The sequence below is a fragment of the Streptomyces olivochromogenes genome (genome assembly GCF_001514115.1).
In the GTDB taxonomy this organism is placed as follows: domain Bacteria; phylum Actinomycetota; class Actinomycetes; order Streptomycetales; family Streptomycetaceae; genus Streptomyces; species Streptomyces olivochromogenes.
The window spans coordinates 274,360-287,286 of record NZ_KQ948458.1; the positions used below are offsets into that span (position 1 = coordinate 274,360).

Consider the following 12,927-nt stretch of genomic DNA (forward strand, 5'->3'; position numbering starts at 1 on the left):
GGACTCCCGGTCGGCTCGGCGGGGTTGGAGGATCCTGGTGGGTCCAGCGAGTGGAGAGTCTCGGTCGGCCCAGTGTCGGTCGAGGATCCGGGTCGGCTCAGCGGCGTGGGGGATCTCGGTCGGCCCAATCACGGTGAAGGATCTCGATCGGCTCAGCCACGGTGAAAGGCCCCGATCGGCCCAGTCACGGTGAAAGGTCCCGGTCGGTCCAGCCGGGCTGAAAGATCCCGGTCGGCCCAACCGCGGTGAAAGATCCCCGTCGGCCCAGTCCCGCTGAAAGATCCCCGTCGCCTCAGCGGCGGTAGAAGATCCGGTCGCCGTACTCCGTCATCACCCGGCCGTTCCACTCGTGGCCGCCGTCGACGTTGCCCGAGCGGAGCAGGGGCGGTTCGATGCCCCGGTCGGCCAGCGCGCCCGCGGCCGTGGCCATGACGGCCTGGAGGAGGGCCGTCGTGACCACCGTGGAGGCGGGAGCGAAGGGCGCCTCGATCGTCTCCAGGGTCAGTTCCGCGTCGCCGACCGCGATCCTCGAGTCGAGGACGATGTCGCAGTGGTCCTTCAGATACGTCCCCGAGACGTGCCGGGACTTCGTCTCCGAGGCGTAGGCGACCGAGGTGACGCCGATGACCTTCACGCCCAGGGCACGCGCGTTCATGGCCATCTCGACCGGGAGCGCGTTGCGGCCGGACAGGGAGATGATCACGAGTACGTCGCCGGCGCGCACCGGGCTGGAGTCCAGGACCGCGCTCGCGAGGCCGTCGACCCGCTCCAGGGCCGAGCCCAGCGTCGCCGGCATGACATCGACACCGACCACGCCCGGCACGGCGAGCAAATTCATCAGGGCGAGGCCACCCGCGCGGTAGACGACGTCCTGCGCGGCGAGCGAGGAGTGCCCGGCGCCGAAGGCGAAGAGCCTGCCGCCGTCCGCGACGGTGTCGGCGATCAGGATGCCGGCCGCCTCGATGTCTCCCGCGTCCTCGTCCCGCACCCGCTGGAGCAGGCCGATCGCCGCGTCGAAGAACTGCCCGGCCAGCTTGCGGTCGCTCATCGGCGAAGCCCCTTAGAAGTCTCGTCGGCGTCGGGTGGGCGCTGGGTCACGCTCCGTGTCGCGGATCACGTTGCGGTCTGGACCAGTGTGCTGTCAATACGGCCTGCGGAGGTGGCCGCGGAGGCCCCCGGTGGGGCGTCCGCGGGGGCACTCGTAACCCTGCGGTTTCAACGGCGAGGCACGCTTGTCAGTGGTATGCGTCAGAATTGGGTTCAGGGCCAGCGCACACGCCGGTGAGCCACCGAGCCTTCGGCAGAGCTAATCAAGGGGCACGTATGTCCGGACTGATCGACACCACGGAGATGTATCTCCGCACCATCCTCGAGCTGGAGGAGGAAGGCGTGGTCCCCATGCGCGCCCGGATCGCGGAGCGGCTCGACCAGAGCGGGCCGACGGTCAGCCAGACGGTGGCGCGCATGGAGCGCGACGGTCTGGTGGCGGTCGCCACCGACCGGCACCTGGAGCTGACCGAGGAGGGCCGTCGTCTCGCCACCCGCGTGATGCGCAAGCACCGCCTCGCGGAGTGCCTGCTCGTCGACGTGATCGGTCTGGAGTGGGAGCAGGTGCACGCCGAGGCGTGTCGCTGGGAGCACGTGATGAGCGAGGCGGTGGAGCGGCGCGTGCTGGAGCTGCTGCGCCATCCGACCGAGTCGCCGTACGGCAACCCGATCCCCGGACTGGAGGAGCTCGGCGAGAAGGACGGCGCCGACCCGTTCCTGGACGAGAGCATGGTGTCGCTGGCCGAGCTCGACCCCGGTCTCGACGGCAAGACCGTCGTCGTACGCCGGATCGGCGAGCCCATCCAGACGGACGCGCAGTTGATGTACACGCTGCGGCGCGCGGGTGTGCAGCCCGGCTCCGTGGTGAGCGTGACGGAGTCGGCGGGCGGCGTGCTCGTCGGCAGCGGTGGTGAGGCGGCGGAGCTGGAGTCGGACGTCGCGTCCCACGTGTTCGTCGCCAAGCGCTGACATCCGGTGATCGTGGGAGGCCTCGCACTCCGGTGCGGGCTTCCCGGCCCTGAGCCCGCGAGGGGCAGCTCCCGGGGGTGGGCCACGGGGTCCGGCATCCGTCGAACCCCGGGTCGACCTCCGGGCGCCCGCCGACCGTCGTGGGCAGGCGTCCCCCGGTCGGCCCACTGCCCGTCGGTGGCGATCCGGCCCGCGCGCAGCGCCGCCGCTCGTCGGTGGCGATTCCGGCTCGCGCGCAGCGCCGCCGCTCGTCGGGGACGACTCGGCGCTCCGTTCGATGCGCCGGGCGCAGGCGTGGGCGCCATGGCGCAGGTCGCTCGCCGTGGAGCGTGTCGTCCGCCCGCGGTGACCCAACACTCCACCCCCTTCCCGTACCTCCGTCGACTCACCTCGGTCATGTCAACTCCCGCGACCACAGGGGCAGTTGTGATGTTTTCGCTACATGGCCGAAACCAAGATTCAGTGTGCGGAATCGCAGCGCCGCGACCGTTTGCGTGCGAGGCTGGCCCGTGAGGCATATGACCTGAGGGCTCTTGACCGTGTCCAAGAGGGATGTCGCACGGTTGGGGAGGGGGCGGGGAGGATGTGCCGTAGATGTGGAGAGGGCCCCGGCACCTTACGGCGCCGGGGCCTGTCCTCCCCTGTGCTGACCCGGAGCCCCGAGCTCCCAGGGTCATCCCCTTCGGACCGATGTCCCCGAGCGGTCCGCCTCCCGCTGAAGATCTCCCCTCGGCGGCGGCGGTCAATCCCCGAGCGTGGTCACTCGAACGAGGGGTGTTGGCACTGAGAGGAGTATTTTCGAATACTCATTCGATAACCTGGCGGCGTATCACAGGCAAATCGGGTACACGTAGAGCAGCACATCAGCAGACTCAACGGCACGAAAGCGCCACGACAGCAGCAGCAAGCGCGGCAGGAAGCGGTACGAGTGGACCGGCCGACTCGAGCGGGAGCGAGCGGTCCGAGCGAGCTAGGGGGGTGCCAGACCTATGGTGCGGCGCATCGACGTGACGGGCGCGGGCGGCCTACGCCTCGCTGCGTGGGAGTTCGCCGATCCTCCCAAGACCGACCCTCCCAGGACCCCGCCGGCCCCCGGCGTGCTGCTTCTGCACGGCCTCATGGGCCGCGCCTCCCACTGGGCGTCCACCGCCCGCTGGCTCTCCGAGCGGCACCGAGCGGTCGCCCTCGACCAGCGCGGCCACGGCCAGAGCGACAAGGCGCCGGAGGGGCAGTACACGCGGGAGGCGTACGTCGAGGACGCCGAGGCCGCTCTCGAGCAGCTGGGTCTCGCCCCGACCGTCCTCATCGGCCACGCGATGGGCGCGCTGACCGGCTGGCAGCTCGCCGCCAAGCGTCCCGACCTCGTCCGCGGGCTGATCATCTGCGACATGCGGGCCTCGGCGTTAGGGGCCGCGTCGCAGCGTGAGTGGGAGGACTGGTTCAAGGCCTGGCCCGTGCCCTTCGCCACGCTCGCCGACGTACGGAAGTGGTTCGGCGAGGACGATCCCTGGGTGGAGCGCCCGAACCCGTCGCGCGGTGAGTTCTACGCCGAGGTGATGCACGAGTCCGCCGACGGCTGGCGCCCGGTCTTCGAACCCGAGCAGATGCTCAAGTCCCGCCAGACCTGGGTGTACGACGCCCACTGGGAGGAGCTCGCCCAGGTCCAGTGCCCCGCACTGGTCGTACGGGGCCTGGACGGCGAGCTCGGCCGGGCCGAGGCCCAGGAGATGGTCCGCGTCCTGCCGCACGGCCAGTACGCGGAGGTGGCCGACGCCGGTCACCTCGTGCACTACGACCAGCCGGAGGCGTGGCGCGCCGCGATCGAGCCCTTCCTCGACGGTGTACTCACCGGCCAGGACCGCTAGGGCCTCCGGCGGATCATGCGGGAGACGCGGGGCTTATGAGGCACCGTAGCTTCCCTCCGACCTGATCCGCCGGACAGGACCTAGGGCCCGTCGTTTGGACCGGGCCTGGGCCGCGGGGCGCCGACCGGGCAGCTCGCCCTCCCCGTCGCCCTTCCCGGCGGCCTCCTCATCGGCCTCCCCGTCGGCTCAGCCCTTGCTGACCGCCGCCAGGATCTCCGGCAGCCGCCGGGCCGTCCGCGGCGCCGCCATCCGCAGCCCGAACGCCGTGATCAGCGCCCCGTATCCGGCCCCCAGCGGCAGCAGCAGCCAGCTCCACCGGTCCCCGTCCGCCGTCACGTTCAGCCAGATCGTGAGGGCGATGACGGGAGCGGTCAGCAGCGCCGCCGAGACCATTCCGCCGAAGATGGCGATCCAGGCGAGGCCCGCCTGCCCGGGGGCCACGTTCTTGTAGCCCTCCTGCGGGATCGAGTACGGGAAGCGGGCCGAGGACCAGGCGCCGGTGGCCAGCATCGCTCCGAGCAGCGCGAAGGACAGGCCGAGCACCTCGGGCAGCTTGGACCAGTCGTCGAGCATCGCCGTCGTCAGCACGGTCACGAGGGTCGCGTACGGCAGGGTGATGACCAGCAGCGCCAGCGCACGCCCGCGCAGTTCGACGTACGCGTCGTGCGGGGACGCGATGGTCATCGCGACCATCCAGAACGCGGAGGTGTCCTGACCGAACTGGTTGTACATCTGGATGCCGAGCATCCCGGCCGCGAAGCACGCGAAGTAGATCGAGCCGGTGCCCTGGAGGGCGTTGAACACAGGCACGATCAGCCCGATCGCCAACGAGGTCACCCACGCGGCCTTCGTCTTCGGGTCGCGCCACACGTACCGCAGGCTGCGCTCCATCACGGTCCCGGTGCGCCCCGAGGGCAGCAGCCGGCGCAGCCCGCCCGTCGGGATCCGCTCCCGCGCCGCACTTTCGCCCGCCTGCAACGTCGACCCGTCCGGGGAGGTCATCAGCTGGGTCAGGTGCCTCGACCAGAGCGCCAGCAGCCCGACCAGCGCCGCCACGCTCAGGACGAGTTGGGCGACCCCCACCCCGTACGAGCCCCTGCTCATCGAGTCCACCGCGCCGATCGCCGACCCGGGCGGCACCCAGCGCAGCACGTCCGCCGCCGGGTCGAGCCGGGACAGTCCGCCCGCCGAACCGAGTCGCTGTGCGCCGAAGTTGACGAGCTGCGCGCCGATCGCGATGACGAGGCCGCTCAGTACGGCCAGGTCGCGGCCCTTGCGGCTGGACAGCAGCCGGATGTTGGCGGCGGCGACGGCCCGCGCGAGGGCCACACAGACGAGCAGCGCGAGCGGCACGGCCACGACACCGGTGACGTACGCCGCCGTGCCGTGCGCCACGGAGATCACGGAACCGACCAGCAGGCACAGGGTGAACAGCGGTCCGATACCGACAAGCGAGGCCACGAGCAGCGCCCGGACCAGCGGGTCCGGTCGCAACGGCAGCATGACGAGCCGGGTCGGGTCGAGGGTCTCGTCGCCGCTGGGGAAGAACAGCGGCATCACGGCCCAGCCGAGCGCCATGACCGCGATCAGCAGGACGGTGACGGACGCGGCGTGCGCGTTGCCGCGCAGGGCGATGAGGCCGAGCAGTTGGAGGGCGGCGAAGAGGAGGACGACGACGACCGAGGTGATGTACGCGGCCCGCCGCCCGGCCGACTGCCGCAGCCCGTTGCGCAGCAGCGACAGCTTCAGCCGTACGACGACGGGGGTGATCGAGGCCTCGGAGGAGACTCCGGAGGTGCTCGTGCTCATCGCATCGCCCCGCCGCCCAGCCAGTCCAGGTCGGACCCGCGGTCGCGACCCTGTGCGCCGACCAGTTCCAGGAACGCCTGCTGGAGGGAGGGCGCGTCGCCGCGGACCTCCGCGAGCGGCCCGTGCGCGCGGATGCGCCCCGCGACCATGACGGCCACCCAGTCGCACAGCGATTCGACGAGTTCCATGACGTGGGAGGAGAAGACGACCGTGGCGCCCGATGCTGTGTAGCGCTCCAGGACGCCGCGGATGGTCTGCGCGGAGACGGGGTCGACGCCCTCGAACGGCTCGTCGAGGAAGAGGACCTCGGGGTTGTGGAGGAGAGCGGCGGCGAGGCCGATCTTCTTGCGCATGCCCGTCGAGTAGTCGACGACGAGTTTGTGCTGGGCGCCCGCGAGGTCGAGGACGTCGAGGAGCTGGGTGGTGCGCTTGTCGACCTCGGCGCCGGGCAGGCCGCGCAACCGGCCGGTGTAGGCGAGGAGCTCACGCCCGGAGAGCCGTTCGAAGAGCCGCAGGCCCTCGGGGAGTATGCCGATCCGGGCCTTCACCGCCGCCGGGTCGCGCCAGACGTCATGGCCGACCACCTCGACGCCGCCCTGGTCGGGCCTGAGCAGCCCGGTCACCATCGAGAGGGTGGTCGTCTTGCCCGCGCCGTTGGGCCCTACGAGCCCGATGAACCGCCCCGCGGGCAACTCCAGGTCGATCCCGGCGACGGCGACCTGCTCCCCGAACCGCTTCCAGAGCCCTTGCACACGTACGGCGGGCGCACTGCCCCCTGCTCCCTCGGCCATACGAGCACCCTAAGGGGAAGCGCCCTGTTTTTGGGTTTTCGGGGGCGCGGGGAACTGCGCGACCAGCCACAACGAACCCGCAGACGAATACGCGCAGACCAGCGTCAGCGATCCCGTCCGCACGCATAGGCGAGCGGCGAGATCAATTCCTCCGCGTCCGGCAGCCACCGGTTCGCCGGCGTCGGCCGGCAGGCCCACTGCACCGCACCCCGCGAACCGAACCGGGTGGGCGGAGCCGCCACGTACGAGCCTTCGCCCAGGGTGACCAGGTCGAGGGAGGCGGGCGGCCAGCCCAGTCGGCGTACCAGGTCGGGGACCTTCACCGCCGCGCCGGGCAGGACGAAGAAGTGCATGCGCCGGTCCGGCGTGCATGTCACCGGCCCCAGCGTCAGCTCCATCCGCTCCATGCGGGCGAGGGCGAGAAACCCGGCCGTCTCCGGCACGTCGATCGCATCGAACGTACGCCCGGTGGGCAGCAGGATCGACGCGTTCGGCTGCTTCGACCACATCCGGCGCGCGACGGTCGCACTGCCCGTCGCCTGCGTGGCCCAGTCCTCGCGCGCCGCGTGCGCGCCCGGCGTGGGGCAGGTGGCCTCACCGCAGGAGCAGCGTTGCATCCCGTCGACGGCCTCCAGCCACGTGCCCGGGAACACGTCCCAATGGCGTTCTTCGGCATATCGCACGGCGGTGTCGAGCAGTGATTCGCCACGTTGCTTCGGGATTTGGACGGCCTCGGGCCCCGCGATGGTCTCTTCCACGATGAACACAACTCTAGTCGCCACAGGGGGTTACGGGGGTCCCGTGCGCGGGGGAGGGGCATCGTTCCCGCGTGTGGGGCGCATGGATGCACGGGTGGGGGCGCGCAGGGGGAACGACAGCGGGTCGTGGGTAACCAGGGGTGGGGTCGAGGCGGCCGCCTTTACCCCGGCAATCCTCACATGTCTCGCATCTTCGGTATGTCGGCGGGGCATTGATCTTCATGGCCGACTTCCTTCGCTGTGGTTGGCCGATGAGGACACGTCAACTCGGTGCGTGGGCAGGCACCGCAGCCACAGGGGGTACGCCATGGCCGCAAGGCCTCTCGTCGCCAGGCAGCCGAACGAACGGCTGCAGGCGCTCATCCAGGAAGCGGGCTGTTCCAACGCCGGCCTGGCCCGCCGGGTCAACATGTGCGGCGCCGAGCACGGACTCGATCTGCGCTACGACAAGACCTCGGTGGCGCGCTGGCTGCGCGGTCAGCAGCCGAGGGGGCGCGCTCCCGCGATCATCGCCGAGGCGCTCGGCCGCAAGCTGGGCCGTACGGTCACGATCGACGAGATCGGCATGGCCAACGGCAAGAACCTCGCGTCGGGCGTGGGGTTGCAGTTCTCGCCGACCGTCCTCGGTGCCATCGAGCAGGTGTGTGAGCTGTGGCGCAGTGACGTCGGGCGCAGGGACTTCCTGTCCGGCTCGTCCGTCGCCGCCTCCGCGCTCGTCGAGCCGAGCCGCGACTGGCTGATCTCCGCACCGGACTCGCAGGTGGCGCGTGCGGCGGGTCCACGGGTCGGGCTCTCGGACGTGGCGGCGGTCCGCGCGATGACCCAGGCGCTCACGGACCTGGACCACCAGTACGGCAGCGGGCATGTGCGCCCGGTCGTCGTGCACTACCTCAACAGCGTGGTCTCCGGGCTGCTCGCGGGTTCGTACCGGGAGGGCGTCGGACGCGAACTCTTCTCGGCGGTCTCGCGGTTGACGGAACTCGCGGGCTACATGGCCATCGACACCGGTCAACCGGGCCTCGCCCAGCGGTACTACATCCAGGCGCTGCGGCTCGCCCAGGCGGCCGGGGACCGGGGATACGGCGGGTACGTGCTGGCCGCCTCCATGAGCCACCTGGCGGCGCAGCTCGGCAACCCGCGTGAGATCGCGCAGTTGGCGCGCGCGGCGCAGGAGGGGGCGCGGGGGCGGGTGACACCGCGCGCGGAGTCGATGTTCCACGCCGCGGAGGCGCGCGGGCACGCCCTGATGGGCGACGCGCGCGCCGCTCAGGTGGCGTCCGGGCGTGCGGTCACCGCGCTCGAGGGCGCCGACGCGGCCTCGGGGGACGACCCGACGTGGATCGCGCACTTCGACGAGGCCTATCTCGCCGACGAGTTGGCGCACTGCCACCGTGACCTGGGTCAGGCGGAGGCCGCCGCGCGCTGCGCGGAGGAGTCCCTCGCCGGGCATCCGGAGTCGCGGGCCCGCCGCCGGGCCATCGGTTACGTCCTGCTGGCCACCGCGCAGGTCCAGCAGCGCGAGGTGGAACAGGCGTGCCACACGGGTCTGCGCGCGGTCGAGCTCCTCGGCACGCTCCGCTCCAACCGCGGCGCCGAGTACCTGGACGACTTCCAGCAGCGCCTGGAGCCGTACCGGGACGAGGCGGTGGTGCGGGAGTTCGGGGCGCGGCTGGAGTTGCAGGCGGCGGCGTGAGTGGATCGTGTGCGCGCCGGTGAACACGCGGTGTGCACGGGCGTGAACGCCGGGCCAACGATGGCGCTTGGAGTGGGAGGAGTCAGATACAGCGCACGGTGGGGCGTATTCGTTACCCCGGTCACAGGGGGCGGGGGTAACGCCCTGTGCTGCGTGGCACGGGCGCGTGGGGACCCGGTAGCGTGAGCCGACGATTCCGAAGGTCCCCCATTAGTAGGAGTCCCGGTGACGCAGAGTGGACAGGGCGAGCAGCCCTCGGCGCGCACGGCGCGCGAAGGCATCGTGCTGCCCTCCGACGGCGGCGAACCGCTGTTGCCGGGCATGACGGGCGACCGGGCCGTTCCGGCGGCCCCGGCGGTCCCGGCGGGCGGTCAGACCTGGGACCAGCCGTGGGGACCGGACCCGTCGGCGGCACCGGCCCCGCAGCCGTCCGAGGGCTGGGGGGCGCCCGTGAACGGCACCCAGACGTGGAGTGGCTCCGAGCCGTCCCCGTCCGGCGCCCCCACCCCGGACTGGGGCGGTCACGACCCGTCCACGCAGACCTGGGCCGCGCCCGAGCAGCCGGCGCAGGGCTGGGGCGCCGCCCCGGCCCAGCAGCAGGGTTTCCCGGCTCAGCAGGCCCCCGGTGGCCCGCTGCCGGCCGAGGGCACCCAGCCGCCGTCGTACGGGGAGCAGCGACCGTACGGGGACCAGCAGCTGCCGTCGTACGGCGGTCAGGAGACTTCCTCCTACGGCGGCCGACAGGATCCGGCGTACGGCGGCCACCAGGGCGGTGCCGTACCCCAGCAGCAGCCGCAGGGCGCGCACGCCGCCGCGCTGCCCCCCGCGGTTCCCGGGGCGTTGCCGCCCGCCGTGGACGAGGGCGCCACGCAGTACATCCCGCCGGTTCCGGCCGCGGCCGAGGGCGCGACCCAGTTCCTGCCGCCCGTCCCCGCCATGCCCGACGAGGGCGCCACGCAGTACATCCCGCCGGTGGGCCCGGGTGCGCTGCCGCCCGAGGTGTCCTCGGGGCCGCTGCCTCCGGCCGCGCACCCCGACGCCGAGGCCACGCAGTACATCGCCCCCGTGCCCGCCGAGCATGGTGCGGCGCAGTACGGGATACGTCCGGGCGGGCCGGAGGACCGGCAGCCGCCCGCGGAGTTCGACAACCTGTTCCGCAGTGCGCCGAGCGCGTCGGAGGGGCCCGCGTCCACGCAGCAGCTGCCGCGGTTCGAGGCTCCTGCCCCGCACGCCCCCCACACTCCGCACGCCCCGTATGCCGCGCAGGCCCCGGGGATGCCCGGAGCGCCGGGCGGGCGGGCCGCCACCCGGCGCGGCGCGGCCGACGACGACGGCGGTGGCCGCGGTGGACGGAACCGCTCGCGTGTCCCGCTGATCGCGGCCGTCGGTATCGGCATCGTCGTGCTCGGTATCGGCGCCGGCGCCCTGCTCAGCGGTGGCGGCGGAGGCAGCGACAGCGGCAAGGACGACAGCAGCAAGAACGTGTCGGCGACGGCCGGGGCCACGGACGGCTCGTCGTCGGCGGGGGCCGACCCGGCCAAGGCGCAGGCCGTCGCGCTGGACAAGCTCCTCGCGGACAGCAACAACAGCCGCGACTCGGTGATCAGCGCCGTGGAGAACGTGAAGGCGTGCAACAACCTGGACCAGGCGGCCAGTGACCTGCGCGACGCGGCCAAGCAGCGGTCCGAACTGGTGACCAGGCTCGGTGGTCTCTCGGTCGACAAGCTTCCGAACAACGCCCAGCTGACCGCCGCGCTGAACAGCGCCTGGCAGGCCTCCGCGTCGGCCGACAACCACTACGCGGCCTGGGCCGACCAGGTCAAGGGCAAGAAGGGCTGCAAGAAGGGCCACGCCCGCACCACCGGTCAGACCGCGGCGGCCAATCAGGCCAGCGGCACCGCGAGCGCGCAGAAGGCGAAGGCCGCCAGGTTGTGGAACTCGATCGCCTCGACGTACGGACTGACGCGGCGCACGACGACCCAGCTGTGACCGGTCGGACCGGTCGGCCGCCGACCGGTCCGAGCCCGCGTCTCAGTTCGAGTCCGCGGTCTCCAGCGTCCTCGACACGTCGATGAACCCGTTGCGCTCCGAGGCCAGCTGCCCCTTGCGTACGACCTGGAAGGTGACGTGGGCGTTGACCAGGCGCGGGAAGTCGACGGCCGCGATCAGGTCCTCGTAGCGCCAGCTGAGGGTCGGGGTGAGCCGGCCGGTGGTCACCTTGAGGCCGTTGTCGAGGGCGTGCCGGATCGCGAGCGAGGTGATCGGGCTGTCGCCCAGTGACTCGACGACCGACTTGAGCACGTTGTACGCGATCCAGGTGGTCTGCACGCCGGCGTCCGCGGGGTCGATCCGGTTGTCGCCGAAGGCCTGCTCCTTGATCACCTTGCGCATCTGGTCCCAGCGCTTGTCGCTCGCCACCGGGTACCAGCCGGTGACGTGCGCGCCCTCGTACGGGCTCGACTGGCCGCCGGTGGAATCGATCAGGGACTGGTCGAGGCTGCCCAGCACCGTGCCCGTGCCGACCTTCGGATAGTCCTGGCGGTCGCGCCGGAACGAGTCCATGAAGGTCTCCGTACGGTCCCCGAGCGCGGACACCACACAGCCCTGCTTCAGCGGGTCCGAACTCGCGCGGCCGAGCGCGAGCTCGGTCTGCCTCGAGTACTCGGTCGCGTCCTCGGCGGCCCGCTGGTCGGTGCCGGCCGCGTGGCCTTCCGCCTTCAGGCCGGCGTTGAGCAGCACCGGGAGCTGGTCGCCCGCGACGGTGTCGGGGCGCACGAGCGCCACCGGGCCGCACTTCTTGCCGAGCTGCTCCCCGAGACCGGCCAGCAGGGCGGGCTCGCCGCCGTTGATCGGATAGGAGAGCGGGCTCGAGAACTCGTCGTCGGTGACGCCGTAGCCGCCGATGTACGGGATGCCGGCGGCCTCCAGCGGGGCCAGGAAGGAACGGCCGTGCTGGCTGTAGGAGCCGACGACCGCGACCACGTTCTCGTCGGCCGCGCGCCGGGCGCACTTCGCCGCGTACACGGTGTCGTTGTGGTCGTTGCAGGTCAGGACCTTGAGCTTGTGGCCGTTGATGCCACCGTTCGCGTTGATCCAGCGCGCGTAGGCCTCGGCCATGGCGGGCATGCCGGGCTTGTTGGTCGCGGGGGTGTCCTGCGGTGCCCATGTCATGACGGTGATGGGGTCGTCCCCGGAGCCCCCCGTGATACCGGGGACGACCCCGCATCCGACAGCGATCGACGCACACGCCACCACCGCGCCCGCAATGAGTGCTCTGGCCTTGACCTTCGTCGAGACTCTGGACCCGGTCCGCTGGGGGCGGACGGGTGGGGTGGTGCTGGTGCGTCGCCTACCGGTCATAGACACGCACGATTCCGTCACATCACTAACCTTCGTGTGACCAGCGGTCAACGTGAGGTGACGCAGAGGTGAATTGCGGGGGCCGATGATCGCATTTTTGCGGGGAACGTACGATCGTCGACTGTGCAAGGTTCGGAGAACTCTTCCCGTCGCGGCCGTCGCTCCCCCACCATGGGCGGCATGCCACTGAACGACATGCCCTGGTGGCGCTGGCGCAGCAATGTGCGCTCCGCGCTGCACATGCTCTCCGACCCCACCTTCCAACGTGACGTCTGGCTCGCCGGGATCGACGGGTACGGGGACGTCACCGACGCCGTGTACCGCCTGGTCGAGGACACCTGGCTGGACAGCTGGTCCGCCGAGAAGTACGTCGGCACGATCTTCCGGGACTCCCAGGAGGCGGCCCTCGTCGACACCGCCGTGCTCCGCGTCCTGCGGATCATGCACCAGGTCGGGCCCGACGCACCCGTCTCCGCCTACCTCGACCACCAGGGGTGGCCGGAGGCACTGCGGGCGGCGCGCGACGCGCACGTACGTCTCGCGGTGAGCGACGGCGAGGATCCGGACGCTCAGCCGCGGACGCTGGAGGTCCTGCGGATCCTGACGCGGTCGGCGTAGCGTCCGCGCGGCGGGAC

At 71.6% G+C, this 12,927-nt stretch carries 10 protein-coding genes; 5 read left to right on the forward strand and 5 right to left on the reverse strand.

Annotated features, from left to right (window positions below; all coding sequences use genetic code 11):
- Positions 1–292: 292 nt before the first annotated feature.
- Positions 293–1,048: an SIS domain-containing protein gene (locus AQJ27_RS23260; protein ID WP_067371967.1), complete on the reverse strand. Its 756-nt coding sequence runs from the start codon at positions 1,046–1,048 to the stop codon at positions 293–295.
- Positions 1,049–1,323: 275 nt separating this feature from the next.
- Here AQJ27_RS23260 and AQJ27_RS23265 point away from each other — a divergent pair, with 275 nt between their 5' ends.
- Positions 1,324–2,016, forward strand: coding sequence for an iron-dependent transcriptional repressor DtxR (locus AQJ27_RS23265; protein WP_054235646.1), 693 nt, complete (start codon positions 1,324–1,326; stop codon positions 2,014–2,016).
- 989 nt (positions 2,017–3,005) lie between these two features.
- Positions 3,006–3,881, forward strand: coding sequence for an alpha/beta fold hydrolase (locus AQJ27_RS23270; RefSeq protein WP_067371977.1), 876 nt, complete (start codon positions 3,006–3,008; stop codon positions 3,879–3,881).
- A 186-nt stretch (positions 3,882–4,067) separates the two neighbouring features.
- Here the strand turns inward: AQJ27_RS23270 and AQJ27_RS23275 are convergent, their stop codons facing one another.
- The 3 genes from AQJ27_RS23275 to AQJ27_RS23285 form a co-directional block, all read right to left on the reverse strand.
- Positions 4,068–5,690: a transporter gene (locus AQJ27_RS23275; protein ID WP_067371980.1), complete on the reverse strand. Its 1,623-nt coding sequence runs from the start codon at positions 5,688–5,690 to the stop codon at positions 4,068–4,070.
- A complete protein-coding gene (locus AQJ27_RS23280; RefSeq protein WP_067371983.1) occupies positions 5,687–6,481 on the reverse strand; it encodes an ABC transporter ATP-binding protein in 795 nt (264 codons plus the stop codon). Before AQJ27_RS23280 ends, AQJ27_RS23275 begins: the two co-directional genes overlap by 4 nt.
- 104 nt (positions 6,482–6,585) lie before the next feature.
- Positions 6,586–7,248 (reverse strand): bifunctional DNA primase/polymerase, encoded by a 663-nt coding sequence (locus AQJ27_RS23285; RefSeq protein ID WP_067371986.1) that lies wholly within the window; start codon positions 7,246–7,248, stop codon positions 6,586–6,588.
- Positions 7,249–7,546: 298 nt separating this feature from the next.
- Here AQJ27_RS23285 and AQJ27_RS23290 point away from each other — a divergent pair, with 298 nt between their 5' ends.
- Together AQJ27_RS23290 and AQJ27_RS23295 are read left to right on the forward strand one after the other, a co-directional pair.
- The gene (locus AQJ27_RS23290; RefSeq protein WP_067371989.1) at positions 7,547–8,932 is read left to right on the forward strand and encodes an NsdA family TPR-like regulatory protein; all 1,386 of its coding nucleotides are present in this window, start codon (positions 7,547–7,549) and stop codon (positions 8,930–8,932) included.
- A gap of 225 nt (positions 8,933–9,157) precedes the next feature.
- The gene (locus AQJ27_RS23295) at positions 9,158–10,921 is read left to right on the forward strand and encodes a hypothetical protein (protein ID WP_067371992.1); all 1,764 of its coding nucleotides are present in this window, start codon (positions 9,158–9,160) and stop codon (positions 10,919–10,921) included.
- A gap of 42 nt (positions 10,922–10,963) precedes the next feature.
- On the opposite strand, the gene AQJ27_RS23300 is transcribed toward AQJ27_RS23295, so the two are convergent.
- Positions 10,964–12,292: an ABC transporter substrate-binding protein gene (locus AQJ27_RS23300; RefSeq protein WP_079065176.1), complete on the reverse strand. Its 1,329-nt coding sequence runs from the start codon at positions 12,290–12,292 to the stop codon at positions 10,964–10,966.
- 171 nt (positions 12,293–12,463) lie between these two features.
- Here AQJ27_RS23300 and AQJ27_RS23305 point away from each other — a divergent pair, with 171 nt between their 5' ends.
- Complete coding sequence (locus AQJ27_RS23305; RefSeq protein ID WP_067371995.1) at positions 12,464–12,910, forward strand: SCO4402 family protein; 447 nt, start codon at positions 12,464–12,466, stop codon at positions 12,908–12,910.
- Positions 12,911–12,927 lie beyond the last annotated feature (17 nt).

What these genes read in the sequence shown, in the direction of transcription:
- AQJ27_RS23260 (WP_067371967.1), bottom strand. Translation starts at nt 1,048, where the DNA reads ATGAGCGACCGCAAGCTGGCCGGGCAGTTCTTCGACGCGGCGATCGGC.
- AQJ27_RS23265 (WP_054235646.1), top strand. Translation starts at nt 1,324, where the DNA reads ATGTCCGGACTGATCGACACCACGGAGATGTATCTCCGCACCATCCTC.
- AQJ27_RS23270 (WP_067371977.1), top strand. Translation starts at nt 3,006, where the DNA reads ATGGTGCGGCGCATCGACGTGACGGGCGCGGGCGGCCTACGCCTCGCT.
- AQJ27_RS23275 (WP_067371980.1), bottom strand. Translation starts at nt 5,690, where the DNA reads ATGAGCACGAGCACCTCCGGAGTCTCCTCCGAGGCCTCGATCACCCCC.
- AQJ27_RS23280 (WP_067371983.1), bottom strand. Translation starts at nt 6,481, where the DNA reads ATGGCCGAGGGAGCAGGGGGCAGTGCGCCCGCCGTACGTGTGCAAGGG.
- AQJ27_RS23290 (WP_067371989.1), top strand. Translation starts at nt 7,547, where the DNA reads ATGGCCGCAAGGCCTCTCGTCGCCAGGCAGCCGAACGAACGGCTGCAG.
- AQJ27_RS23300 (WP_079065176.1), bottom strand. Translation starts at nt 12,292, where the DNA reads ATGACCGGTAGGCGACGCACCAGCACCACCCCACCCGTCCGCCCCCAG.
- AQJ27_RS23305 (WP_067371995.1), top strand. Translation starts at nt 12,464, where the DNA reads ATGGGCGGCATGCCACTGAACGACATGCCCTGGTGGCGCTGGCGCAGC.